This window comes from Pseudomonas sp. SCT, assembly GCF_003864275.1.
GTDB classification, from domain to species: domain Bacteria; phylum Pseudomonadota; class Gammaproteobacteria; order Pseudomonadales; family Pseudomonadaceae; genus Stutzerimonas; species Stutzerimonas stutzeri_AE.
On the sequence record NZ_BDJA01000002.1, the window covers coordinates 497,890 to 522,809 of the forward strand.

The following is a 24,920-nucleotide window of genomic DNA, read 5'->3' on the forward strand; positions in this document are numbered from 1 at the left end:
CGGCCCGGCTAGGCTGGGCAGAGTCTGCTCAGCTTCAGCCGCAAGAGGCTGAAAACGGTAAAAAATCTGTGCAGTTGGGGTTCGACAAACCCGATCCAGCTGCTATGATGCGCGCCGCTGGAGAGATGCCGGAGTGGCCGAACGGGACGGATTCGAAATCCGTTGTACCCTCGCGGGTACCTAGGGTTCAAATCCCTATCTCTCCGCCACTACATGTAGCCTGAACCCTCGAACTCGCCAGAGTTCGGGGGTTTTTGCTTTCAGGCATTGTCAATTGCCAGGCAATGCCCTGGCTTGCCTCAGCGCTGTGCTCGAAGAGTGCGCAAGGTGCCGGGGCTGCTGGCAGCGCTGGCGACTACGGCGCGGTGCGAAGCGATGGGGAGGGTGATGTCGCAGCAACAGCGAGGCTTCATACTGACCCGGCACTGGCGCGATACGCCAGGTGGCACCGAGATCAGTTTCTGGCTTGCCACTGATGACGGGCCACGGCAGGTGTGTGTTCCGCATCAGCATTCGGTCGCGTTCGTTCCCGAGGAGCAGCGTGCGCTCGCCGAGCCTTTGCTGCGTCGTGAACGTGATGCCGAGTTGCGGCCGCTGGCCTTGCGCGACTTCCGGCATCGGCCGGTGATGGGGCTTTACTGCCGTTCGTATCGTCGCCTGCTGGATTGCGCGCGGTTGTTGCGAGACGCCGGGGTTGATGTCTACGAGGCGGACATTCGACCGCCCGAGCGCTATCTGATGGAGCGCTTCATTACTGCGCCGGTGTGTTTCTCTGCCGCGCCCGCGGGTAACAAGCAGGTCGATGCCCAGCTCAAGCCAGCGTCGGACTATCGGCCGCAGCTCAGGCTGGTTTCTCTGGATATCGAAACCACCGCTCGCGGCGATCTCTATTCCATTGCGCTTGAGGGGTGTGGCCAGCGCCAGGTCTATATGCTTGGGCCGGAAAACGCGCAGGGCGCGGCCGTCGACTTTGCGCTGGAGTATTGTGAAAGCCGACGCGAGTTACTCGAGCGCCTGAACGCCTGGTTCGCCGAGCACGATCCTGATGCAATCATCGGCTGGAACCTGGTGCAGTTCGATTTGCGCGTATTGCAGGAGCATTCGCAGCGTCTGCAGGTTCCGCTGCGCCTGGGGCGCGGGGGGACGGAGATGGAGTGGCGAGAGCACGGCGGCCGCGGTAACCATTTCTTCGCGGCGACTGCCGGGCGGTTGATCATCGATGGCATCGAGGCGCTGCGTTCAGCGACCTGGAGTTTCCCCTCGTTCAGTCTGGAGAATGTCGCCCAGACTCTTTTGGGCGAAGGCAAGGCGATCGACAACCCCTATCAGCGCATGGCGGAAATCGATCGCATGTTCGCCGAGGACAAGCCGGCTCTGGCGCGATACAACCTCAAGGACTGCGAGCTGGTCACCCGGATCTTTGCCCACACCGAGCTGCTGACCTTCCTGCTGGAGCGCGCCACGGTGACGGGGCTCGCGGCGGATCGCAGTGGCGGGTCGGTTGCTGCGTTCGAGCATCTGTACATGCCGTTGATGCACCGCCAGGGCTTCGTTGCGCCGAATCTCGGTGAGCGTCAGGCCGAGGCCAGCCCGGGTGGCTTCGTGATGAATTCGCAGCCGGGTTTGTACGAATCGGTGCTGGTGCTGGACTACAAGAGCCTGTACCCGTCGATCATCCGCACCTTTCTCATCGATCCAGTGGGGTTGATCGAGGGGCTGCGTCACCCCACCGATGAGGCGTCGATTCCCGGCTTTCGCGGCGCGCGTTTCTCGCGTACCCGGCACTGCCTGCCGGCGATCGTGGAGCGTGTCTGGGAAGGGCGCGAGACAGCGAAACGCGAGCACAACAAGCCGCTGTCACAAGCGCTGAAGATCATCATGAATGCCTTTTACGGCGTACTTGGCTCCAGCGGCTGCCGTTTCTTCGATACGCGGCTGGCCTCGTCTATTACGCTGCGTGGCCATGAAATCATGCGGCGTACGCGGGAACTGATCGAGGCGCAGGGCCACGCCGTGATTTATGGCGATACCGACTCCACTTTCGTCTGGCTGCGCAAGGCGCATTCCGATGGCGAGGCGGCATGCATCGGTCGCGCGCTGGTGCAGCACATCAACGACTGGTGGCGTGAGCATCTACAGGTCGAGTACGGCCTTGCCAGCGCGCTGGAGCTGCAATACGAAACGCATTTCCGCCGCTTCCTGATGCCGACCATCCGCGGTGCGGAGGAGGGCAGCAAGAAGCGCTATGCCGGCCTGGTTACCCATCCGGACGGCAGCGATGGCATGGTCTTCAAGGGCCTGGAGACAGTGCGCACGGATTGGTCACCGTTGGCTCAGCGCTTTCAGCAGGAGCTCTACCAGCGCATCTTCCACCGCCAGCCGCATCGCGATTACGTCCGTGACTACGTGCGGCGCACGCTGGCTGGCGAGCTGGACGACTTGCTGATCTATCGCAAACGCCTGCGGCGCAGGCTGGATGACTACCAGCGCAACGTGCCGCCACATGTGCGTGCGGCGCGCCTGGCCGATGAGTTCAACGACCGCCAGGGACGGCCGAGGCAGTACCAGAACGGCGGTTGGATCAGTTACCTGATCACGGTTGCGGGGCCGGAGCCGTTGGAGACGCGGTCATCGGTTATCGATTACGACCACTACGTGACGCGGCAGCTGCAACCGGTAGCGGATGCAATCCTGCCGTTCGTTGGCGACGATTTCGCTTCGCTGGTCGACGGACAGCTCGGGCTTTTCTGATTTCGGCGGTTCGGCGTCAAACGCGAGCTGGCCTGGTCTCATGTGGAGTGACGAATGATGGGGCTCCGACATGTACCTGGTTCAGCTGCTGCTACCGCTCTATGACAACGATCAGCGAGCGCTGCCGAAAGCGCTGTTTGGTAGTGTGAGCGAGGAGCTCATCGAGCAGTTCGGCGGCCTGACCACCTATTCGCGTGCGCCGGCGAGCGGTTACTGGCTGGAGGATGGCGACAATCCCGTCCACGATGAATCGGTGGTCTATGAAGTCATGACCGAGGCGCTGGACAGGAAATGGTGGGCAGAGTATCGCGCCGAGCTGGAGTGCAGGTTTCGGCAGAAGGCACTGGTGGTCAGGGCGCACAGCCTGACGCTGCTGTAAGCGTCTGCAGGCGGCTGTGGAGAACGATGGCCGGCTGACCCGGCCATCGTGGCTGGGTCACTTGCGGACCCAGTTACCGTTGAGCTGGATGATCTGGCCGGACGGTGTCTTCTCGATGGCCTTCTTGCCGGCGATGGCTTCGACGTCGCTGACGCTGATGCCGTTCTGCTTGGCAACACGGTGGTATTCCGCGCGGCGGGCCTGATTGATCTGGCTGGCGATCTCCTCGGCATTCTTGCTGGAGCGAACCACGCCCAGGTAGCCGTCGGGCTTCTCGCCAAGCAGGCCGCTGGCCTTGGCGTCCCCCAGCGCCGACATGGCTTCGTTGAGGGTCATGGCCGCTGCGGGCACGGCGAGCATCAGCGCAAACAGCAGGCTCGCCAATTTCAGGTAGGTTTTCATCGTCGTCCTCAGAACAGTCCGCTGTCTTGGTTAATGATCGAGTCGAGCTGCTTGTCTACCCGGATGTAAATCTCGTGTTCGATCTTCACGTTCAGGTTGATGTTGATCGGCTCGTTCGGTACGGCCAGTTCCACCCGCGGCGTACAGGCGCTGGCGAACAGGGCCAGCAGCAGAATGGTCAGCGATTGGCGCAACCGCATGGCGGTCTCTCCTGTGTCGGCTTGCGGTTGCATGGCCTCAGCGAAGCCGTTCCTGCACCCGCCGTTGAATGGTTTCGCTTACCCGGTCGCTTAGCTGCAAGCTGGTCAGCAGCGCCGGAATGTCCTCTTCAAGGTTGATCGAGAAATTGATCGGTCTGCCACCTTCCAGAGCCGGGTTGCGGCCATTCAGACGTAGCCCGAGGTTCAGCTTGCCGCTCTCATCATAGCGGACGTCGCTGCTCAGCAAATCATAATGAAAATCGTGCAAGGCCTCGCTGACGATTCTCATGGCCGGATTTGCCTGGCCGAGGGCTTCGATCTTGGGTGAGCGAAAGCGCAATACGCCGCCGGGTGCGCGGGCGGCAAGCTGCCCCTGATCCACGCTCAGGCCCGTGGTGCTGCGGTGAACCTCGAAGCTGCCGTCGATCAGTCCGCTGCCGCTGAGCCCTTCGGTTGGATAGGCCGCCAGCACCTCTCCCAGCTGCACACCTTGCACCCGGGCGTTGAGCTGCTGATGCGCAACGGCCAGGTCGATGGTTGCGGGCTCCAGCCAGAACCGGCCGCCGAGGATGTGCGTTTCGGCAGTCAGCCAACTCAGGCGCCCTTGTGCTGGCTGATCGAGGCTGGCGCTGTACGCACCGCGCAGCAGCAGCGGGCCGAAGGTGAAGCCGGGGTTGAGCTGCGCCAGGCGCAATTCGGTGATATCCATCTGCAAACGATTGCGCTGCAGGTTTCCGGCAAAGCGCGCATCGAGCCCGGATATCTCTGTGCGATCGTAGGTGCCCGCCAGACCCCGGGCTTCCAGGGTAAGGCTGGCTGACGGCGCACTGCCATCCGCCGGCAATGAAAGCTTGCCGTCGCCCAGCAGTCGCCCACTGTTCAGCTCGAGTGCCGCCGGCCAGGCGGTGAAGCTGCGGGCCAGTGGGTTGCCAGCCCGCAGGAACACCTCTTGCAACTTGCCATTCACTTGTAGAGGACCGTTCCAGACCTTGTTTAGATTGGCTGCCAGTGCCAGGCCGGCGTCATTGCTCAGCGGTCCGGTTGCGCTCAGCCGCGTTGTGTCGATGTCCAGCTGGCTGCTCCAACGCCAGCCTTGGGCGATCAGCTGCGGATGCTCCAGTGCGCCCAGGCGCAGCTCCACGGGGCCGCGGACGCGCCACGCGCTAGCTTTGGCCCCGCTGCGCTCGATCTGCAGACTGAGCGGCTGCGGCAGCTCGGCGCGCAGCTGACTGGCCGCAAGTTCAGCACTGGTCAGTCGAGCGAGGGTTACACGCGAAGCCTTGTGCAGTTGCAAGTCGATCCGCTCGAGATCGGCTCGGCCGGAGAGGTTCAGCGCGGCATCCAGGCCTTGTAGCGCAAGCGAATCAAGTTGCAGCTTGCTGCTGCGTACGTGCAGGCGTGCCTGTTCGATATCCAATGCGTAAGGCGCGGTTGTCGCCAGCTGCGCGCGAGCCTGCAGCGTTGCGGGGGAATTGCCCTGGACTTCGAGCCTAAGCTGTAGTGGCAGGCGCCCTTGAACCGTTGCCCCTTCCGCAGGGCTGATGTCGATTTTCAGAAGGGTGGGGCGCAGGCTTTTTGGCAGTTCGGCGACCAGCGCTGGCTCGGGGTGCAGTTGGAGGTTGGCTTTCAGCTCGGTGGGCAGCCACAGGCCGTTCTTTCCATTTGCCGCGAGATCGATCTCACCCTGCAACTCGCCAAGGCCGATGACCGGCCAGAAGGCCGGCAGGTGGGCGGAGAGACGCAGGTCACCGGCAGCATCGCGCCAGTCGAGCGTGCCGCCCGGCCTTTGTGGCAGGGCTAATGACCAGCCAGCGCCGAGGCGCATGTCCGTAGGCATGTCAGGCAGCGCGGTGGGTTGATAGCTTGCCCAGTCCCCGAGCCATTCCAGCAGCCAGGGCGCTTCCGGCAGGTTGCCCATCGACAGGGTGCCGTTCCATAGCATCCGTTCATCGGCACGCGTCAGCTGCTGGCGGGTTTCCAGGCGCGGCTGCTCGTCGATCAGCAGCTTTGCCTCGATCAGGCTGTGCAGTTCATCGGAACGCTGAGCGTCGATCATGACCGATAGCTGCCGCTGATTGCGTCGCAGATCAAGGCGGGCCTGAAGCGGCAGCAACGATTCGCCGGAATGTTGCAGCTGCAACGACCCCCGTTCGTCGCAACGCCCCTTGGCGCACGGCAGCTCCATCTGCAGATCGACTATGGTCAATCGCTGCGGCAGCCAGGCAACCCATTGTTCGTATCGTTCGAGGTCTGGCGGCGAGGGTTCGTCAGAGGCTTCTGGCAGCGCAAACAATGTGACTCGGGCGCGCTCAATGGCCAAGGACTGTGGCGGCAAAGGGCGGAAAAAACTGGCTATCTGCAGGTTAACTGCGTCTATCTGCGCAGCTACGTCCAGACCGTCGGCTGTCTTTTGAACATAGTCCAACCGGTCGATAAACACGCCTTGGCTAGAAAGGCGCAAGCCCTGCCACTCGAGTCGCTCGACACCTTGCGCACGCTTAAACAGGTTCCACTGATACCAGGCGAAACCGCCAGCGAGCAGTGCCGATACCAGTAAGGCTGATAACAGCCAGAGCAGGATTCTCGACGGTTTTGTCATCGGCACTTCCAATAGGCGAGGGATACAGCATAGCTGCATAACAGGCGCAGCGGCCTGTGCTCTGGCGAGGTGCAAGACGCGACAATCGGATGTGCACGAAGTTCAGTCGGAGGCCGCGGCAGCCCTTGCGCCAAGGGCGTTTGAGCGCCGTGCGCCGAACTTGTGCACATTTGCTCGCCGGCCCTGTCAAGGGCTTATGACAAACTGTCGCAAATCGGCGGAATCCATAGAACGTTAATAACCAATTGAAAAATAAGCGTTTTTTTCGTTGGCGAAAAAAACGCCAGTTTAAGCGCAGCCCCCATGACACGTGGCGTTCGACGATTTGTCTGCTGTTTGTCCACTGAGTTATCCACAGCTTCTGTGGATTAAAAACAGCTGTGATCCGGATCTAATTTTTTCGCTTTTGACAAGACTTTAACTCTCGGAAAAAAGGAGTAGAGTGCGCGACCTTATCCATCCAGCCCCCTGATGTGCATGAGAACGCGTACCTCCGCTCCCGCTTCCTTCACTACCTCCACTCCATCGGCACGTCTGCCGCTGCGTATGGCGCTGTGGTTGCTCGACAGCCAGCACCTGGGCAGCAACCAGGGCGTCAAGCGAATCGCCGGTCGTCTGCTCAAGCAGCCCGCGCGTGAGGGCGTGGTAGAGGCGCAGAGCCGCCTCGGGCGCCTGCTCTGCTGCGAGTGCGAAAGTCAGCGTGACCGCCGCATTGGTTTCGAACTGCTGCGTCAGGCCGCACGCGCCGGTGACTGCCAGGCACAGCTGGAGCTAGGCCGTCTGTATGGCGAGCCGGACCACCCCGAGCCGGCCAAGGCGCGCCTCTGGCTCGAGCAGGCTGCAGCGCAAGGCTCGCAGGAAGCGGTGCGCTTCCTGCAACGGGTCAAGGCCTAAGCGGGTCAGCCCCGTCTCCCTGCGGGTCGCTATACTGCCCGGCAATTTCGCCGGAGCCCTTCATGTCCTTTGATCCTCTTCATCTATTGATCGGTCTGGCGCTCGGTGTGGTCGCTCTGGCCGCGTTGAGCGTTTATCTGCAGCGCCGTCTGTCGTCCAGCGAAGCCGAGCAGGCGATGCTCGACGAAAGGCTCAGGCAAGCCGCGCTGGCCCAGGAAGGGCTGGCCGCGCAGCTGGATGGCTGCCGGATCGAACTCGCCGAAGTGAATGGCATAAAGTCCGCGCAGCAGGCCGAGCTAGCCGCGTTGCGCCGGGAGACCGAGCTGCTGTGCACACAGCGTGACGGCAACATCGAAACCATCGCCGACCTGCAGGCCGAGCGTGACGCTCAGATGGGAGAGTTGCGCCGGCTGAGCGCAGCGCATGCAGCGCTCGAAGCCGAATTGCGCGAACAGCACAATGCTCATCAGCAGCGCCTGGCTGACCTGCAGGCTGCACGTGACGAGCTGCGCGCGCAGTTCGCCGAGCTGGCCGGGAAGATCTTCGATGAGCGCGAGCAGCGCTTCAGCGAATCCAGTCACGAGCGTCTCGGCCAGCTGCTCGAGCCGCTGAAAGAGCGTATCCAGTCGTTCGAGAAGCGTGTCGAGGAAAGCTACCAGAACGAGGCGCGTGAGCGGTTTTCCCTGGCCCGTGAGCTGGAGCGGCTGCAGCAGCTGAATCAACGCCTGGGTGATGAGGCCACCAACCTGACCCGCGCGCTGCAAGGCCAGAAGACGCAGGGCAACTGGGGCGAGCTGGTGCTGGAGAAGGTGCTGGAACACGCGGGGCTGGAAAAGGGCCGTGAGTACCATACGCAGGTCAGCCTGAAGAGCCCGGATGGTGAGCGTTTCCAGCCGGATGTGCTCATTCACCTACCGGGTGACAAGCAGGTGGTGGTAGATGCCAAGGTCAGCCTGACCGCTTATCAGGCGCTGACCTGCGCCGAGGACGATAGCAGCAGGGCACTGGCACTCAAGCAGCACGTTCAATCGCTGCGCAGCCATCTCAAGGGCCTCTCCCTCAAGGACTATCAGCGCCTGGACGGATTGCAAAGTCTCGACTTCGTATTGCTCTTCGTCCCGATCGAAGCGGCCTTCGCGGCTGCGCTGCAGGCGGACCCGGATCTGTTTCAGGAGGCCTATGGGCGACACATCGTGATTGTCAGTCCGACTACCTTGCTGGCCACGCTGCGGGTAATCGACAGCCTGTGGCGCCAGGAGCGACAAAGCCAGAACGCCCGCGAGATCGCCGAGAAGGCCGGTGGGCTGTACGACAAGTTCGTCGCCTTCATTCAGGATCTCGACGAGATTGGCAGCAGGCTGCAGCAAGTGGATCGCGCCTACCTTGCTGCACGCAACAAGCTCAGCGATGGGCGCGGCAACCTCGTTGGTCGTGCCGAGCAATTGAAGTCGCTCGGTGCGCGTGCCAGCAAGCGCTTGCCGGGAGACTGGCTGGAACGCGCCGGTGCTGAAGAGCTCAGTGAGGTTGGTGACTAGGCGAGGGCCTCAGCGCAACAACAGCACCGCAAGGCCGGTCAGCAGGCCGGCGAACATGATCGGCAGGGTGCGTAACGCCAGCTCGCGGCCGCCGATCAGGACGATCAGCATGGCCTTGACCAGGCTGTTGCTCAGTGCGGCGAACACAATGCCGCGTATCGCGACCTCATGGCTCAACCCATCGTGCGCCTTGCTGGCGAGCGAGAGGGTGATTGCGTCGACATCGGTCAAACCTGCCACCAGCGACACCAAATAGATGCCGGCGTCACCCAGCCAGTGGCGGGCGCCTTCCACCAGCAAAAGAATCAGTACCAGCAGGGCGGCGAAGCGTAATGCCGGGCCCAGTTCGAACGGGTTCTTCAGCAGCGGTTCGGGATTGTCATCGGGCGTCTCGCCTGCACGCAGATAGTAGAACAGCGCGCCAGCCGCATAGATGGCGCCGGCACAGGCCAGCGGCAAGGCGAGGCCGGGCAGCAGGGCCGGATTGACCAGGCCGACTTCCAGCAACACGCGGGGAAACATCAGCGCGGAAGTCGCCAGCAGACCGGCTGCCAGCGCCGCGCGCAGTCGCGGTGCATTGAGCCGAGCCAGCGTGATGGTCATTGCGGTGGACGAGACGATGCCGCCAAGTAGCGCGGTCAACAGCAGCCCGTGCCGCGCCCCAAGGAATCGGATGGCCACGTAGGCGGCGAAGCCGATGCCGGCAATCAGCACCACCATCATCCAGGTGGTGTAGGGGTTGAGCGCCTGCCAGGGGCCATAGCCCTGGTTCGGCAGCGCGGGCAGCAGCACCACGGAGATGAACAGCATCTTCAGCGCGCCCGCCAGTTCGGCCTCGCTGAGCCGCTTCAGCGCCTGATGCAGGCGTGCCTTGAGGCTCAGCAACAGCGCCACCACGATGGCGCAGGCGGCAGCCAGCTCGCGGCTTTCAGCGACTGCCAGGCTGCCGAGAACGAAGGTCAGCAGCAGGGCGACTTCGGTGGTCATGCCGTAATCGCCACTGCGGTGCGCGTCGATGACGTAGCCGGCAATTACCAGCAGAGCGAGCATGCCGAACATCGCTACCCAGGCAAGCGCGCCCAGATGGTTGATGCTGACGGCTGCCAGCCCGCCGAACAGGCCCGCCAGGCCGAACGTGCGAATGCCGGCGACGAGCTCCTGGCCCGCATTGTCCCGACCGCTCCAGGTGCGTTCGGTCCCGATCAGCAGGCCAACGGCAAGCGCCGTAGCGAGGTTAAGAAACAACTCGAGCGTCATCGTTCGCCTCGCTGACGGCAGTGCAGATAGCCATCAGTGTAACCGCCCGCGAATCGGGGCATCGTCACGGTTCGGCAGGAGCGGGGCGCCCGCAGGCTGCGCACCCTTATCGCAAGGTCAGATGCCGGCTCATCAGGGCGCGCAGTGCGGCTGGTTTGACCGGCTTGGCAAGAAAGTCCAGCCCGCTGGCATGAATCGCCGCGATCAGCTCCGGGCGGCCGTCGGCACTGATCACCACACCCGGCACCGGCTCGCCGAGGCGAGTGCGTAGCCAGGCCATTAGCTCGGTGCCGGTCTGGCCCTCGTCCAGGTGATAGTCGACCAACACCAGTTGCGGGCGAATATCCTCGGCCAGCAGGGCTTCGCATTCGTCGCGGTTGCTGGCGGTCCATACCTGGCAGCCCCAGCGTGTGAGCAGGCTGCTCATGCCGACCAGAATGCTGTCTTCATTGTCGATGCACAGCACCTGGGTACCGGTCAGCGCGCTGTGCTGCGGTTCCCCGCGTTTTACCACCGGCCGTGGCTGGCTGAGCGCGCGGGCAATCGGTACGGTGACGCTGAACACGCTGCCCTTGCCTGGCCAGGAGCGCACCTCGAGGGGATGCTCAAGTACATGGCAGAGGCCGTCAGCGATGGCCAGTCCCAGGCCAAGCCCCTTTTCTGCGCGTGTCTGGTGGCTGTCCAGGCGTTTGAACTCTTCGAAGATCACCTTCAGCTTGTCCTGCGGAATGCCCGGTCCGCGGTCCCAAACCTCGAGCCGCAGGGAGGCGCCTTGCCGCCGCACGCCGAGCACCACCCGGCCCTTCGCGTAGCGGAACGCGTTGGTGAGGAAGTTCTGCAGCACCCGGCGAAGCAGGCGAATGTCACTGTCGACGCGCAACTTGCTGCCGTGCACGCGGAAATTCACGCCCTGTTCACGGGCCAGTACGGTGAACTCGGTGCTGAGCGTGTCGAACAGCGTGGCCAACGGGAAGGGGTTGCGATCCGGCGTGACCCGGCCGCTTTCCAGGCGTGAGATATCCAGCAGGTCGGTGATCAGGTCCTCGGCCGAGCGGAGCGAGCTGTCCAGATGCTGTACCAGTTCCTGGGCTTCCTTGGGCAAAGCGCTTTGCTGGTGCGACAGCGCCGCGGAGAACAGGCGCGCTGCGTTGAGCGGCTGCATCAGGTCGTGGCTGACAGCCGCGAGGAAGCGCGTCTTCGACTGATTGGCGGCTTCCGCCGTGCTCTTGGCTTCGATCAATGCCTGGTTGAGCTGCGACAGTTCCTGGGTGCGCTCGCTGACCCGCTGCTCGAGGCCTTCATTGGCGTCTTTCAGCGCGCGTTCGGCCTCACGGTAGGCGGTGATGTCACTGAAGCTCATGACGAAGCCGCCGCCCGGCATCGGGTTGCCGATCAGCTCGACCACTCGGCCATTGGGGAACAGCCGCTCGGAGGTATGCGCGCGGCCCTGGCGCATCCAGTACAGGCGCTTGGCTACATGGGTGTCGGGATCGCCCGGGCCGCACAGGCCGCGTTCGGCGTTGTAGCGGATGATGTCGGCGATCGGGCGGCCGATGTAGACCAGCCCGTCCGGATACTCGAAGAGTTCGAGGTAACGGTGGTTCCAGGCTACCAGGCGCAGCGACTGGTCGACCACGCTGATGCCCTGGGTGATGTTCTCGATCGCACCTTGCAGCAGCGCGCGGTTGAACTGCAGTACCTCGGAGGCTTCGCCGACGATGCGCACCACGTCGTCGACCTGCATGTCGCGGCCTTCCAGCGCCGCCTTGACCACCGCGCGCGTGGAGGACGCGCCGAGCACGCCAGCGAGCAGGCGCTCGGTATGTGCGATCCACTGGCCGTCGGCCTGCAGTTTGGGCGAGAAGTCCTGGCCGTGGCGGCGGGCGAAGCGCTGGAAGCTCTGTTCGGCGCGTTCGGCACCGACGAAGCGCGATGCCAGGGTCAGCAGGTCCTCGACGCGCACGGCGAGCAGGCGCCGCGCGCCGGTCGGCGAGGTGATTTCCTGGCCGATGAAGCGGCTGGCCTGCCAGTGCTCGGCTACATGAGTCTGAGTCAGGATTGATACCCAGAAGAACAGCGTGGCATTGCCGATCAGCGACAGGGTGACGCCCAGGGTCAAGCCGCTGAGGCCGAATCCGAGGCCGCCGTTGTACATCCAGCTCAGGCCCGGGAACATGTCCAGCGGCCAGCCCAGCAATGGCAGGATCAGCGTGTAGAACCAGATCGCCGCACCGGCGGTGAGGCCGGCGAACACGCCGCGGCGGTTGGCCTGCTTCCAGTACAGCGCGCCGACCATGGCCGGCGCCAGCTGGGTAATGGCGGCGAAGGCGATCTGGCCGATGGTGGCCAGCGAGGCGGTGGAGCCGAGCAGACGGTAGCTGACATAGGCCAGCAGCAGAATCGCCACAATGGTGATGCGGCGTACCGAGAGCATCCAGTGGCGGAAGGCCTCGAAGGGGCGCTCGGCCTCCTGGCGGCGCAGCAGCCATGGCAGCAGCATGTCGTTGGAAACCATGGTGGAAAGCGCCACGCTGGCGACGATCACCATGCCGGTGGCCGCCGAAGCGCCACCGATAAAGGCCAGCAGCGCGAGCCACGGATGCAGCTCGGCCAGCGGCAGGCTGATGACGAAGGAGTCCGGGGTGACACCGGCCGGCAGCAGCATCTGTCCGGCGAGGGCGATCGGCACGACGAACACGGCAGCCAGCACCAGGTAGAGCGGGAACACCCAGCGGGCCAGGCGGAAGTCCCGTGGTTCGATGTTTTCCACCACCGAAACGTGAAACTGCCGCGGCAGGCAGACGATCGCCATCATCGCCACGGTGGTCTGTACCAGCATCGCTGCCCAGTTGACGTTCTCGCTCCAGAAGTCGGCGAGCTCCGGTGCGTCGTGGGCCCGGTTGAACAGGTCGCCGAAGCCGTTGTACAGGCCGAAGGTGACGAACGCCCCGACCGCCAGGAATGCGAGGAGCTTGACCAGCGACTCGAAGGCGATCGCCAGGACCATGCCACGGTGGTGCTCGGTGACGTCGAGGTTGCGGGTACCGAAGAGTATGGTGAACAGCGCCAGGACGATGGACACGATCAATGCGGTGTCGCGGGTGCCGGTGCCGGCCGCCTCGACATTGATGCCACTCAGCACATTCACGCCGAGCACGATGCCTTTGAGCTGCAGGGCGATATAGGGCAGCACGCCGACCAGGCAGATCAGGGTGACCACCACCGCGAGCACCTGTGACTTGCCGTAGCGTGCGGCGATGAAGTCGGCAATCGAGGTGATGTTCTCCTGCTTGCTGATCATGATCATCTTCTGGATCACGTGCGGTGCGAACAGCATCAGCAGGATCGGACCCAGATAGATCGGCAGGAATGCCCACAGTTGCTCGGTGGACTGTCCGACTGCTCCGAAGAACGTCCAGCTGGTGCAGTACACCGCCAGCGACAGGCTGTAAACCCAGGGCCGCAAACGCGGCGACATGGAATCGCGGTTGCGGTCACCGTAGAAGGCGATGGCAAACAGGATGGCCATATAGACGAGGGCGACCGCGGCGATCAGCCCGCCTGACAGCTTCATGCAAACTCCAGAAAGCGAGGGGTAGGCGTCAGATCGGTTTCGGCGGGCCCAGAGGTACGCCGCATTCATTCAGCCCTGACGGCCCATTTATAGGCTCAATCCGCGAAGTTTCGCAGCATTGCTGCGCCCCGTGTGCTGGGTTGCGACCAAGGTCGCATGTGTCTAGCACGGGGCTGCAGCAGCGACGCCGGTCGTCTGTGCAATAGTCCGTCGCCTTCGCCATGGGTTACTGTCTCGGCATTCGTCAGTTCACCCGTCTTTCCTAACAGGAGAATGTCATGTTCAGCCCGCATCCGGTAACCCTGCAGCGCGGAGCGCTGCGCCTGGCGCCGCTGATGGAGGCGGACATTCCGGAGCTGGTGGCCCTGGCGGAACGAAACCGTGCCGAGCTGACCTTCATGAACGGGCCGCTGCGTCCCGATTGGTATCGCCATGCACTGGCGGAGCAGCGAGACGGTCGCGCGGTAGTATTCAGCATACGAATGGCAGAGCGGTTGATCGGTACTACCCGCTTCGCCGATTTCGTCAGTAGCCTGCCTGCCGCCGAACTCGGCTGGACCTGGCTGGATCAGGCAGAACATGGCAGCGGCCTCAATGCCTCGATCAAGTTCCTGTTGCTGCGCCACGCGTTCGAGGAATGGCAGCTGGTGCGGCTGCAACTTAAAACTGCCGCCAGCAACCTGCGCTCGCAGCGGGCGATCGAGAAGCTCGGTGCGCAGCGCGAGGGTGTATTGCGCAACCACCGGAGGCTGGCGGACGGTCGACTCGACGATACCGTGCTGTACAGCATCACCGACCGGGACTGGCCGCAAGTCAGACAATGCCTCGCTGCCGAGTGACTGTCGCCGAAGCTGCGCTACGCATCGCCTGATACAACCACTTCGGTTATCGTGCGGTGCTTTGTCGCGCAGCCCGCTCGATTCATCACCGATGCTGCCAGGCCGTATGTTGGTGAGGCTGGTCCGGTCGTCGCGATGACGCTTACAAGGAGTTTCGATGTCCCGCTCGCAAGAGTTTGCCCACGGTTGCCGTGACATTCTGCCGTTGATCCTCGGTGCGATCCCCTTCGGGGTGATCTTCGGCACGCTGGCGGTCGCGGCCGGGTTGTCCGGGTGGCAGACCATGGGCATGTCATCGCTGGTGTTCGCCGGCTCCGCGCAGTTCATCGCCGTCACGCTGATCACGGGCGGGGTAGGGGCCGCGGTGGTGTTGCTGACGACCTTTGTCGTGAACCTGCGTCATGCCTTGTATAGCGCTGCGCTGCAGCCGTTCGTTCGTCATTTGCCCGGGCGCTGGCGAGTACCGTTGGCCTTCTGGCTGACCGACGAGGCTTTCGCCGTGGTACAGAACCGCTACGCCCGTGATGATGGCTCGCCCTACAAGCACTGGTTCTTCCTCGGTGCCGCGCTGACCATGTACATCAGTTGGCAGCTGGCAACCCTGGCCGGAGTCGCCTTTGGTCGGGCCGTTCCGGATCTTGCCAGCTGGGGATTGGACTTCGCCATGATCGCCACTTTTATCGGCATTGCCGTGCCGATGATGCGCACTCGCCCGCAGGTCGCCTCCGCACTGGTGGCGGGCGCCGTCGCATTGCTGACCTGGGACTTGCCATACAAGCTCGGGCTGCTTGCCGCCGCGATGGCCGGTATCGTCGTCGGCGTCTGGCTGGAGCGCCGTGCCGAAGCCGCCGCTCGCCTGGAGGGGGCGCTATGAGTACCTGGTTGCTTATCTTTGGCATGCTGGCGATCACCTTCGTGACTCGCTACAGCTTCTTTGCCTGGCCCAACCTGCGCTTCCCCCGGGCCATCGAGCAGGGGCTGCATTACGTGCCGGTGGCGGTACTCACTGCCATCGTGGTACCGGGCATGCTGATGCCGGAGGGGACCTGGGCGCTGCACTGGGACAACGCCTATCTGCTGGCCGGCCTGCTGGCTATCGCCATCGCCGCGTTCACCCGCAACCTGCTGGCGACGATCGCTGGCGGGCTGCTCAGTTTCTTCCTGCTGCGCTGGGCGCTCGGGCAGTTGCCGATATGAGCCGGATCTCTCCCGGTACCGGTTCGCCGCGATCGTCAACGACTGACGGGCCGGTCGCCACGCATTCGCAATTCCGCCTGCTGGGCAAGCGGCGTTTCTTGCCGTTCTTCTGCACGCAGCTGCTCGGCGCATTCAATGACAACGTGTTCAAGCAGGCATTGATCCTGGCGATTCTGTTCAAGCTCGGCACGGCCGCGGATACGAGTTTGCTGATCAACCTCTGCGCGTTGTTGTTCATTCTGCCGTTCTTCCTGTTCTCCGCATTGGGAGGGCAATTCGGCGAGCGTTTCGAGAAGGCCTGGCTGATTCGTCGGATCAAGTTCGCCGAGATCCTGATAATGCTGGCCGGTGCGCTCGGCATGTTGCTCGGCAACCTGCCGTTGCTGCTGGTGGTGCTGTTCTGCATGGGCACGCAATCGGCACTGTTTGGGCCGGTCAAGTATGCGATCCTGCCGCAGCAGCTTGCCGAAGATGAGCTGGTCGGTGGCAACGCGCTAGTGGAAATGGGCACCTTTCTGGCGATTCTCGGCGGCACCATCGGCGCCGGCGTGCTGATGGCGAACGAAGCCTACGCCGAACTGGTGGCGGTCAGCGTGGTGCTGATCGCGCTGGCCGGGTATCTGGCAAGCCTCGCTATTCCTGGCGGAACGGCGGCTCTGCCGACCCTGCATATGGATTGGCACGTGCTACGTCAGTCATGGCGAATCCTGCGGCTCGGGTTCGGTCAGCAGCGTGCCGTGTCGCGGGCAATGCTCGGCAACTCCTGGTTCTGGTTTCTCGGTGCGACCTATCTGACGCAGATTCCGGCCTTTGCCAAGGACTACCTGCGGGGCGATGAAGGTGTGGTGACGCTGATCCTTACGCTGTTCTCGGTGGGCATCGCGCTGGGTTCACTGTTGTGCGAACGGCTGTCGCGGCACCATGTGGAGATAGGGCTGGTGCCCTTCGGGGCGATCGGCCTTAGCCTCTGCGGAGTTCTGTTGTGGTGGCACGCGGGGGATCATATGACTTCCGCGGCAACCGTCAGCTGGCTGGCATTGCTCGGCGAACCCTCGGCCTGGTGGGTACTGGCGGACATTCTGGGGTTGGGCATTTTCGGCGGGCTGTACATCGTGCCGCTGTACGCGCTGATCCAGTCGCGCAGCGTGGTTCATGAACGCTCGCGGGTGGTCGCGGCAAACAACATCCTCAATGCCCTGTTCATGGTCGTGTCAGCCATCATCGCGATCGTGCTGCTGGTGTTGCTGAACCTGACGATTCCTCAGCTTTTCCTCGTGGTCTCGCTGCTCAGTGTGCTGGTCTGTGGCGCGCTGTTCATCGATGTCCCGGAGTTCATCGAGCGGTTTCTGCTTTGGTCGCTGGGGGAGCGGCTGGGCGGGGTGCTGCTGGCGCAGCTGAGGTTGCGTTGATGAGGGGGAGAGGTCGGGGCGCTGAATAGCGCCCCGAATGGCATCAGACGCCTTGCGGGGTCTCCTCGCCGCCGAACGCTTCGAACAGCGCCGGCAGAAACTCGCGGAAGGTCATCATCATCAGCAGGAAGCTGGCGTCCTGCTGAGCGAGAGCATCGTCACCGCCATCCTGTTCGGCCTGGTCCTGCAGCAGTTCCTCGAAGCGCAGGCGCTTGATGATCAGCTTGTCGTCCAGTACGAACGAGAGCTTGTCCTGCCAGGCCAGGGACAGCTGGGTGACCTGCTTGCCGGCTTCCATATGCTGCTGGATCTCATCGCTGGTCAGATCCTGGCGCTTGCAGCGCACCACGCCGCCATCTTCGTGGGTGTCACGCAGCTCGCATTCGTCGAGCACGAAGAAGTCGGCCGCAGACTTCTGCGTCTTCACCCAGTCGGTGAGGGTGGCGCTTGGGGCGATTTTCACCGTCAGCGGGCGCACCGGCAGAGAGCCGATGGCTTCGCGCAGGGTGGAGAGCAGGTCTTCGGCTTTCTTCGCACTGGCCGAATTCACCAGAATCAGCCCGCGCTCGGCGTCGATCGCGGCGAAGGTACCGGACTTGCGAATAAAGGCGCGCGGCAGGAAGGCCTGGATGATCTCGTCCTTGATCTGATCGCGTTCCTTCTTGTAGACCTTGCGCATCTGCTCCGCTTCGATCTCGTCGATCTTCTCCTTTACTGCGTCCTTGACCACGCTGCCAGGAAGGATGCGTTCTTCCTTGCGCGTGGCGATCAGCAGGAAACCCTGGCTGACATGTACCAACGGTGCGTCTTCACCCTTGCCGAAAGGTGCGACGAAGCCATAGGTGCTCAGTTCCTGGCTGGCGCAGGGACGGGCGGATTTGGCGGCCAGTGCGGCTTCGAGTGTCTCGGCATCCAGAGCGACATTTTGGGTGAGACGGTAAACGAGCAGGTTACGAAACCACATGGCGAGGTAAATCTCCGGAAAGCAAAGGGGTGCATTATTCCCGCCTGGCTACTTAAGGCCAACCCTTGATGAAGTGAACGGGCTGCGGGCAGGAAAAAACGCCGCTTTAAAAAGGGATTTCCTAAGTCTTTGGAACTTCTGCAATTTTTTTTTCGAAAGGGGGTTGCCAAGGTCAGGAACCCTCTCTAGAATGCGCCCCACTTCGAGAGCAAACGGGTGATTAGCTCAGCTGGGAGAGCATCTGCCTTACAAGCAGAGGGTCGGCGGTTCGATCCCGTCATCACCCACCACTCGAGGTTTAGCGCAGCGGTAGTTCAGTCGGTTAGAATACCGGCCTGTCACGCCGGGGGTCGCGGGTTCGAGTCCCGTCCGCTGCGCCATATTCGCTTCATGGGTCCACTGAACGCCCTGGAGCAACAGAAAAAACGGCCATCAAGGCCGTTTTTTTTTGCCCATTTTTTTATGGGCCGATGTAACCGGTCTGCTCCGGCTTCCCTTCAGCAGAAATGCTACGCGCTTCCTTTCTTTGCCATCTCTTTACCGTGCTTGCCCGGAGGCGCGGTAGCCAGTGCCTGGATGCACTGCTAAGCTCGGGCACTGATTTTTTGAAATGCCCACAGCGCTTAAGGAAACAGCATGAGACTGAGACACCATCGTTTGGCACCTGCGGTTGCGCTGGTTGGCCTGGTATTGGCCGGCTGCGACTCGCAGACCAGTGTCAAACTCGACACTCCGGCGCAGAAGGCGTCCTACGGCATCGGCCTGAACATGGGCAAGAGCCTCGCGCAGGAGGGTATGGACGATCTCGATTCCCAGGCTGTGGCGCAGGGCATCGAAGACGCCATCGGCAATAAAGAGCAGAAGCTCACCGATGAGCAGCTGATGGAAGCGTTCACCTTCCTGCAGACGCGCGCCGAAGAGCGCATGACCGAGATGAATGCCAAGGCGGTCGAGGCTGGCAAGAAGTTCCTCGAAGACAACGCCAAGCGTGACGGCGTGAAGACCACCGAGTCGGGCCTGCAGTACGAGGTCGTCAAGTCCGCCGAAGGTCGTCAGCCGACCGAAAACGACGTGGTGACCGTGCACTACGAGGGCAGCCTGACCGACGGCACCGTCTTCGACAGTTCCATCAAGCGCGGCAGCCCGATCGACCTGCCGGTTGGCGGCGTTATTCCGGGTTGGGTCGAGGGCCTGCAGCTGATGCACGTCGGCGAGAAGTTCAAGCTCTACATCCCGAGCGAACTGGCTTATGGCGAGCAGAGCCCGAGCCCGCTGATCCCGGCCAATTCGGTGCTGGTGTTCGATCTCGAGCTGCTGGATATCAAGGGTGACGAGCAGCCGTCAGCCGAGCAGGCTGCCGAAGCAGCAGAACAGCAATAAGCGAGCGCTGCATTGCCCGAAACAAAAACGCCCCGATTTGACCGGGGCGTTTTTGTTAGTGCTCGAGCGGATTAGTCGTCCATCTGCGACTGCAGGTAGTTTTCCATTCCAACCTTGTCGATCAGGCTCAGCTGGGTTTCCAGCCAGTCGATGTGCTCTTCTTCGGCCTCGAGGATGTCTTCCAGCAGTTCCCTGCTGCCGTAGTCGCCGACGCTCTCGCAATAGGCAATGGCAACCTTCAGGTCCTGGACGCCACCTTGCTCCAGGCGGAGGTCGCATTCGAGCATCTCGCGCGTGTTCTCCCCGATCTGCAGCTTGCCCAGATCCTGCAGGTTCGGCAGGCCTTCGAGGAAGAGGATGCGCTTGATCAGCTTGTCCGCATGCTTCATCTCGTCGATGGATTCTTCGTACTCATGCTTGCCGAGCTTGCCGAGACCCCAGTCCTCATACATGCGCGCGTGCAGGAAGTACTGGTTGATGGCTACCAGCTCGTTGCCGAGGATCTTGTTGAGGTGCTGAATGACCAGCTTGTCGCCTTTCATGTAGTTAGCCTGCCTGGAGCGGTGAAAGTAGAACCAGTCTGGCCACGGTAAGGTGACCTGTCAAACCTAAGTCCTTGAATGCAAAAGCTAAAAGCTAGAGAGAATGGTTGCGTTCCGCATCCAGGCCGGCAAGCGGCTGATTTGCAGGCAAAAAAAAGCCGGGCATGGCCCGGCTGTACGGCTTCAGTCTGTCAAGCCTGAACGAAACTCGCAGGGTAGGCGAGGGCTGTCTGGGCATTCTGTACATTGCTCAGCGTCTCGCGAACGACCTGTTTGGCGACGCAGGCACACTTGCCGCACTGGGTTGCGACGCCGGTCGCTTCGCGCACCTCACGATAGCTGCAGCAGCCTTCATAGATAGCATCGCGAATCTGGCCGTCGGTGACACCCTGGCAAAGACAGACGTACATAAAGCACTACCCGTTCATTTCGTTGATGGTTGGGATGCTAATCAGAATGAGAATAATTGTCAAAGTCCGGCTGTCGGCGATCTACAAAAGATTGCGTTTTTTCAGGCCCTAATTGATGGGCCGCTAATTGAGTTAGCGCAGCCCGGCGGGTGCACTGTCGTTGCGGTAAACTGCGCCCCTTTCAGAAATCGGAGCCCAGTCATGGCGCTGCAAGCCACGCCTTACAAAGTCGAAATCAATCTCACCGATCTCGATCGCCACGTTTATCAGGATCTGCGCTTCACCGTGGCTCGTCATCCGTCGGAAACCGAGGAGCGGATGGTGGCGCGGCTGATCGCTTATATCCTTTGGTACGACGAGCAGTTGGCCTTTGGCCGCGGGCTTTCGGACGTTGATGAGCCGGCGTTGTGGGAAAAGAGTCTGGACGACCGCGTGCTGCACTGGATCGAAGTGGGCCAGCCTGACGCTGAGCGGATCACTTGGTGCTCGCGCCGTGCCGAGCGCTTCAGCCTCGTGGCCTATGGCAACCTGCGCGTTTGGCAGACCAAGGTGCTCGATAGTGTCCGCAGCCTGAAGAAGATCAACGTCGTAGCGGTGGGGCAGGAGGCGCTGGAGTCAGTCTCGCGTGATCTGCCGCGGTCGATCAGCTGGAGCGTAATGATCAGCGAAGGGTCGATGTTCATCACCGATGAGCGCGGCCAGCATGAGATACCCCTGGAATGGTTGATCGGCGAACGCGGCTGAGGCGCTCGCCGATCAGCCCCGCCGGGCGCTACGATTTCTCGATCAAGACTGCCAGAACTGCACGAACGCATTGAACGACATCACCACCCCAACCGCCGTGGCCAGCATGGCCAATATGCCGAACACCAGCATCCAGGTGGGGTGACGGTAGGCGTCGCCGACGATGTTCGCTTTGCGCGAGGCGAGCAGTATGCAGCCCAGCGCTAACGGCAGTACCAAGGCATTCAGCGTTCCGGCCACCACCAGAACCTTCACCGGTTGCCCAACCAGACTGTAGATCAGCGTCGAGCAGGCGATAAAGGCGATGACCATCCGCTGGTTGTGGCGCTGGATGCTGTCATGCAGCGAGTACATGAAGGTCACACTGGTGTAAGCGGCGCCGATCACCGATGACACCGAGGCAGCCAGCAGCACTACGCCAAAAATCTTGTAGCCGATGGTGCCCATCGAGTGGGAAAACACCGATGCAGCGGGATTGCTCGGATCGAGGCTCAGCCCTTGGCTGACGACACCGAGCGCCGCGAGGAACAGGCAGATGCGCACGACTCCGGTGGTGGCGATGCCGATCACTGCGGCGCGGGACACCAGCTTGACGTTCTCGATGCCCGTAATACCAGCCTCGACCAGGCGATGGCCTCCGGAGAACGAGATGTATCCGCCGACCGTTCCGCCGACCAGTGTCACGATCGGCAACAGCAGGATCAGCGGGTCGTCGGGGTTGAAGCTGCGGCTCATGGCCTCCAGCAGTGGCGGGTTCGACTGCAGCATGGCGTAGCCGATCATGCACAGCATCACCAGCCCAAGCACCTGCATCACCGAATCCATCACGCCCTTGGCGTTGCGTAGCAGGAAGATGCCGATGATCAGCACGGCGGCGATCAGCGAACCGATCAGCGGCGGGATGCCGAAGATCACGTTCATCGCCAACCCGGCACCGCCGATGTTGCCGATATTGAAGGCAATACCGCCGAGCACGATGAGGGCCGAAATCAGGTGGCCGACGCCGGGTATTACTCGATTGGCGACGTCCTGCCCGCGCAGATTGGCGACGGTGATCACGCGCCAGATATTGAGCTGGGCACCGATGTCGATGAGCAATGAGATCAGGATCGCGAAGGCGAAACTCGCCAGATACTTCTCGGTAAACAGCGACGTCTGGGTCAGAAATGCCGGACCGATGGACGATGTCGCCATGATGAAGATGGCGCCGCGAAGGACGTTACGCTGTGCGGGTGTGCCGCGTTCGGCTTGTGTGGATTGCATTGAGTACCTTCTTTTTCTTGGCGTTAGGGCAGGTAGGAATGCGTCCGGGCGTGCCCGGCTGAGCTGTTCTTGTTGTGCGGCTGCGGAGCTTGCAGTCGTGTCCGTCGGCTCCTTCGATAGCTATTGCCACTGACCGAGCAGCGCTTTGTGTTGACGCTGTGCAGCTTCCAGCGCAATGGGCTTGAGCCTGAGCGTAGTGCCGGGCAGGCACTGCGCCAGCTGGGCGACTGCCTGTGGCGTAAGGGCGCCAAGGCGCGGGTAACCGCCGATGGTCTGTCGGTCATTGAGCAGGACGATCGGCTGACCGTCCGCCGGAACCTGGATCGCGCCCAGCGGCACGCCTTCGGAGATCATGCTCGAGCGTGCGCAGCGCAGGGGCGGGCCCAGCAGGCGAACACCCATCCGGTCGGCGCGCTGGTCGACCGTCCAGTCGCTGTTGAACGCATCGAACAGGCTCTGCCCGGTGAAGTCGCCGATCTGCGCCCCCAGTACGACCGATAGCCCGATGCCGGGTGGCGGCACCAGCGGCAGCTCGGGCAGGGTACGCATCGTCGTGGCGTGGCCGCGCCAGTGCAGAAGGTCGCCCTTGGCCAGCGGCTGGCCGTCTCCGTTCAGCCCGCCGAGCTGCTCCCGGCGTACGGTGGCAGAGCTGCCCAGCACCTCTGGTGCGCTGAAACCGCCGGGTGCGGCGAGATAGGCGCGAACACCCTGGCGCGGTTGACTGAAGATCAGTGTCTGACCTTCCCGGATGCGAAAGGCGCGTCCGGGCATGAGAGGCTCGCCATCGAGCGTCGCGCCGAGATCGGCGCCGCAGAGTGCGAGGCAGGTGTCGGTCTGAGCGCGCAGGCTGAAATTGCCCAGGGTGATCTCCACCGTGGAGGCCTGCTGCGGATTGCCCAGCAGCCAGTTGGCCCAGCCGTGGGATAGCCAGTCCACGGCACCGCCCTGGGTCACGCCGAGTTGGCGGACGCCGGTGCGGCCGGCGTCCTGCAGAGTGGCCAGGGCCCCGGCCTGTTCGATCAGCAGGCTCATGCGGCGGTCTCCTGGAATGGGCTGTCGTCGCCGCCGAGACGGATGAACTCGGCCCGCTCGATGGGCACGAAGCGCACGCGGTCGCCGGGTTGCCAGAGGCTGAAGCCGTCCAGTTCGCGGTCGAACAGGCGAACCGGGCTGCGACCTATCAGGTTCCAGCCACCTGGTGATACCAGCGGATAGATGGCGGTCTGCCGATCGGCGATGCCCAGGCTGCCGGCCGGCACCTGCTTGCGCGGCGTCGCCAGACGTGGGCTGGCGAGACGCTCGTCGACCAGTCCGAGAAAGGCGAAGCCGGGGGCGAAGCCGAGGGCGAAGACCTGATAGATGTGTGCACTGTGTCGCTCGATGACCCCCGCGACACCGAGGCCGCTGCGCTCGCCCAGCGCTTGAAGTTCCGGGCCGATGCTCGGGTCGTACCACACCGGAATGTTGTGTTGACGGGCGCTCGCCGCCGCGGCCGGTTCCAGCCCATCGAGGGCCTGCCACAAGTACTCGCGGGCCTGATGATCGTCCAGTTGCCTCAGGTCGTAATGCACCAGCAGGGTGGTGTAGGAGGGCACCAGATCGATGAGTGCACCGCCCAACGCATCCCGCACACGCTGGGTAGCGGCCAGCATCCACGGCATATTGTCTTCGTCGATCTGGTCGAACAGGCGCAGCAGCAGGCTATCGATACCGACCACTTCGATCCGCGGCGTCATGCGGGAAGCGCCTGCAGTGCTTGACGAATGCGCTGCACGGCGGCGATGGAGCCGGCGTTGTCGCCGTGCACGCAGAGGGTATCGGCCTGCAGGATCAGCGCACTGCCATCGCTGGCCGTCAACGCTTCACCCTTGGCCAGGCGCAGGGCCTGATCGGCCACCGTTTCGGCGTCGTGATGCACGGCACCCGGCAGGTTGCGTGAGACCAGCATGCCAGCGGCGTCGTAGGCGCGGTCGGCAAATACTTCGAACCACAGGGTGATGCCGATTTCCGCCGCCAGCGCCTGGCTCGCGTTGTTGTCGCGGGTGGACATCAGCATCAGCGGCAGGCTGGGGGCGTAGGCCTTGATGGCGCTCATCACGGCTCGCAGCAGTTCCGGCTGGCGCATCATGTCGTTGTACAGCGCACCGTGAGGTTTGACGTAGCGGACCTGCGTGCCTTCGGCGCGGCAGAGGCCGTCGAGTGCGCCAATCTGGTAGAGCAGCATGTTCTCCACTTCGGCCGGGCTGCAGGCCATGGAACGGCGGCCGAAGCCGACCAGATCCGGATAGGCCGGGTGCGCACCGATAAGCACATCATGCTGCCGCGCCAGTGCGACGGTGCGGCGCATGATCTGCGGGTCGGAGGCGTGGAAGCCACAGGCAATGTTGGCGCAGTCGATGAAGGGCATCACCTCGGCATCCAGGCCCATGGTCCAGGCGCCGAAGCTTTCGCCGATGTCGCAGTTGAGTAGCAAGCGACCCATTTTCTTGTCCTCGAGGGGTGGTTGGTCGATCCCGGTGGTTAGACAATGATAAATCGATGATAAATTATCAATATGTTTTTGGTGTTCTTTGTCGAAAGT

Annotated in this window: 23 protein-coding genes and 3 tRNA genes; 14 read left to right on the forward strand and 12 right to left on the reverse strand. The window is 62.7% G+C overall.

What is annotated here, in order from left to right:
* The first annotated feature begins 119 nt into the window (after positions 1-119).
* The 3 genes from BHD08_RS06910 (at position 120) to BHD08_RS06920 (ending at position 3,130) form a co-directional block, all read left to right on the forward strand.
* A tRNA-Ser gene (locus tag BHD08_RS06910) sits at positions 120-209 on the forward strand.
* Between the two features lie 178 nt (positions 210-387).
* A complete protein-coding gene (locus tag BHD08_RS06915) occupies positions 388-2,751 on the forward strand; it encodes a DNA polymerase II (RefSeq protein WP_125021270.1) in 2,364 nt (787 codons plus the stop codon).
* Between the two features lie 70 nt (positions 2,752-2,821).
* The gene (locus BHD08_RS06920) at positions 2,822-3,130 is read left to right on the forward strand and encodes a hypothetical protein (RefSeq protein WP_125021271.1); all 309 of its coding nucleotides are present in this window, start codon (positions 2,822-2,824) and stop codon (positions 3,128-3,130) included.
* A gap of 57 nt (positions 3,131-3,187) precedes the next feature.
* Here the strand turns inward: BHD08_RS06920 and BHD08_RS06925 are convergent, their stop codons facing one another.
* Genes BHD08_RS06925 through BHD08_RS06935 form a run of 3 tightly spaced genes read right to left on the reverse strand, consistent with a single transcriptional unit; the run spans position 3,188 to position 5,788 of the window.
* The gene (locus tag BHD08_RS06925) at positions 3,188-3,532 is read right to left on the reverse strand and encodes a YdbL family protein (protein ID WP_125021272.1); all 345 of its coding nucleotides are present in this window, start codon (positions 3,530-3,532) and stop codon (positions 3,188-3,190) included.
* Positions 3,533-3,540: 8 nt separating this feature from the next.
* Positions 3,541-3,732 carry a YnbE family lipoprotein gene (locus BHD08_RS06930; protein WP_003282484.1) on the reverse strand — a complete coding sequence of 64 codons (192 nt, stop codon included), beginning with the start codon at positions 3,730-3,732 and terminating at the stop codon, positions 3,541-3,543.
* A gap of 37 nt (positions 3,733-3,769) precedes the next feature.
* Positions 3,770-5,788, reverse strand: coding sequence for a YdbH domain-containing protein (locus tag BHD08_RS06935; RefSeq protein WP_256678600.1), 2,019 nt, complete (start codon positions 5,786-5,788; stop codon positions 3,770-3,772).
* Between the two features lie 69 nt (positions 5,789-5,857).
* Between BHD08_RS06935 and BHD08_RS23160 the strand changes: the two genes are divergently transcribed.
* The 3 genes from BHD08_RS23160 to rmuC all read left to right on the forward strand — a co-directional run bounded on the left by BHD08_RS23160 (position 5,858) and on the right by rmuC (position 8,760).
* Complete coding sequence (locus tag BHD08_RS23160; RefSeq protein ID WP_256678601.1) at positions 5,858-6,289, forward strand: hypothetical protein; 432 nt, start codon at positions 5,858-5,860, stop codon at positions 6,287-6,289.
* 588 nt (positions 6,290-6,877) lie between these two features.
* Positions 6,878-7,225 (forward strand): tetratricopeptide repeat protein, encoded by a 348-nt coding sequence (locus tag BHD08_RS06940; protein ID WP_125021495.1) that lies wholly within the window; start codon positions 6,878-6,880, stop codon positions 7,223-7,225.
* A gap of 62 nt (positions 7,226-7,287) precedes the next feature.
* Positions 7,288-8,760: a DNA recombination protein RmuC gene (rmuC, locus tag BHD08_RS06945; protein WP_015276385.1), complete on the forward strand. Its 1,473-nt coding sequence runs from the start codon at positions 7,288-7,290 to the stop codon at positions 8,758-8,760.
* Between the two features lie 9 nt (positions 8,761-8,769).
* On the opposite strand, the gene BHD08_RS06950 is transcribed toward rmuC, so the two are convergent.
* Complete coding sequence (locus BHD08_RS06950; protein ID WP_125021274.1) at positions 8,770-10,017, reverse strand: MgtC/SapB family protein; 1,248 nt, start codon at positions 10,015-10,017, stop codon at positions 8,770-8,772.
* Between the two features lie 106 nt (positions 10,018-10,123).
* Positions 10,124-13,591 carry a PAS domain-containing hybrid sensor histidine kinase/response regulator gene (locus BHD08_RS06955; protein WP_125021275.1) on the reverse strand — a complete coding sequence of 1,156 codons (3,468 nt, stop codon included), beginning with the start codon at positions 13,589-13,591 and terminating at the stop codon, positions 10,124-10,126.
* Between the two features lie 278 nt (positions 13,592-13,869).
* Here BHD08_RS06955 and BHD08_RS06960 point away from each other — a divergent pair, with 278 nt between their 5' ends.
* The 4 genes from BHD08_RS06960 to BHD08_RS06975 all read left to right on the forward strand — a co-directional run bounded on the left by BHD08_RS06960 (position 13,870) and on the right by BHD08_RS06975 (position 17,036).
* On the forward strand, positions 13,870-14,430 hold the full coding sequence (locus BHD08_RS06960; protein ID WP_125021276.1) for a GNAT family N-acetyltransferase: 561 nt from the start codon (positions 13,870-13,872) through the stop codon (positions 14,428-14,430).
* Positions 14,431-14,587: 157 nt separating this feature from the next.
* Positions 14,588-15,304, forward strand: coding sequence for an AzlC family ABC transporter permease (locus BHD08_RS06965; protein ID WP_015276389.1), 717 nt, complete (start codon positions 14,588-14,590; stop codon positions 15,302-15,304).
* The gene (locus BHD08_RS06970) at positions 15,301-15,627 is read left to right on the forward strand and encodes an AzlD domain-containing protein (RefSeq protein WP_125021277.1); all 327 of its coding nucleotides are present in this window, start codon (positions 15,301-15,303) and stop codon (positions 15,625-15,627) included. The genes BHD08_RS06965 and BHD08_RS06970 overlap by 4 nt, the downstream gene beginning before the upstream one ends.
* Positions 15,624-17,036 carry an MFS transporter gene (locus BHD08_RS06975; RefSeq protein WP_125021278.1) on the forward strand — a complete coding sequence of 471 codons (1,413 nt, stop codon included), beginning with the start codon at positions 15,624-15,626 and terminating at the stop codon, positions 17,034-17,036. The genes BHD08_RS06970 and BHD08_RS06975 overlap by 4 nt, the downstream gene beginning before the upstream one ends.
* Before the next feature lie 43 nt (positions 17,037-17,079).
* Here the strand turns inward: BHD08_RS06975 and rdgC are convergent, their stop codons facing one another.
* Positions 17,080-18,000 carry a recombination-associated protein RdgC gene (gene rdgC / locus BHD08_RS06980; protein WP_015276392.1) on the reverse strand — a complete coding sequence of 307 codons (921 nt, stop codon included), beginning with the start codon at positions 17,998-18,000 and terminating at the stop codon, positions 17,080-17,082.
* Between the two features lie 214 nt (positions 18,001-18,214).
* Between rdgC and BHD08_RS06985 the strand changes: the two genes are divergently transcribed.
* From BHD08_RS06985 to BHD08_RS06995, 3 genes are all read left to right on the forward strand, one after another.
* Positions 18,215-18,290, forward strand: a tRNA-Val gene (locus BHD08_RS06985).
* Between the two features lie 13 nt (positions 18,291-18,303).
* Positions 18,304-18,380 (forward strand) — tRNA-Asp (locus tag BHD08_RS06990).
* Positions 18,381-18,642: 262 nt separating this feature from the next.
* Positions 18,643-19,380, forward strand: a complete 738-nt coding sequence (locus BHD08_RS06995) for an FKBP-type peptidyl-prolyl cis-trans isomerase (RefSeq protein WP_177412654.1) — start codon at positions 18,643-18,645, stop codon at positions 19,378-19,380.
* Positions 19,381-19,451: 71 nt separating this feature from the next.
* Here the strand turns inward: BHD08_RS06995 and bfr are convergent, their stop codons facing one another.
* Positions 19,452-19,922: a bacterioferritin gene (bfr, locus tag BHD08_RS07000; protein WP_015276394.1), complete on the reverse strand. Its 471-nt coding sequence runs from the start codon at positions 19,920-19,922 to the stop codon at positions 19,452-19,454.
* A 191-nt stretch (positions 19,923-20,113) separates the two neighbouring features.
* Positions 20,114-20,332 (reverse strand): bacterioferritin-associated ferredoxin, encoded by a 219-nt coding sequence (locus BHD08_RS07005; protein ID WP_125021280.1) that lies wholly within the window; start codon positions 20,330-20,332, stop codon positions 20,114-20,116.
* Positions 20,333-20,533: 201 nt separating this feature from the next.
* Between BHD08_RS07005 and BHD08_RS07010 the strand changes: the two genes are divergently transcribed.
* Positions 20,534-21,076, forward strand: coding sequence for a YaeQ family protein (locus BHD08_RS07010; protein WP_125021281.1), 543 nt, complete (start codon positions 20,534-20,536; stop codon positions 21,074-21,076).
* Between the two features lie 42 nt (positions 21,077-21,118).
* On the opposite strand, the gene BHD08_RS07015 is transcribed toward BHD08_RS07010, so the two are convergent.
* The 4 genes from BHD08_RS07015 to BHD08_RS07030 all read right to left on the reverse strand — a co-directional run bounded on the left by BHD08_RS07015 (position 21,119) and on the right by BHD08_RS07030 (position 24,821).
* Complete coding sequence (locus BHD08_RS07015; protein WP_125021282.1) at positions 21,119-22,339, reverse strand: NRAMP family divalent metal transporter; 1,221 nt, start codon at positions 22,337-22,339, stop codon at positions 21,119-21,121.
* A 120-nt stretch (positions 22,340-22,459) separates the two neighbouring features.
* Positions 22,460-23,371, reverse strand: a complete 912-nt coding sequence (locus BHD08_RS07020; RefSeq protein WP_125021283.1) for a biotin-dependent carboxyltransferase family protein — start codon at positions 23,369-23,371, stop codon at positions 22,460-22,462.
* Complete coding sequence (pxpB, locus tag BHD08_RS07025) at positions 23,368-24,075, reverse strand: 5-oxoprolinase subunit PxpB (protein ID WP_125021284.1); 708 nt, start codon at positions 24,073-24,075, stop codon at positions 23,368-23,370. Before pxpB ends, BHD08_RS07020 begins: the two co-directional genes overlap by 4 nt.
* Positions 24,072-24,821 (reverse strand): 5-oxoprolinase subunit PxpA, encoded by a 750-nt coding sequence (locus tag BHD08_RS07030; protein ID WP_125021285.1) that lies wholly within the window; start codon positions 24,819-24,821, stop codon positions 24,072-24,074. Before BHD08_RS07030 ends, pxpB begins: the two co-directional genes overlap by 4 nt.
* Positions 24,822-24,920 lie beyond the last annotated feature (99 nt).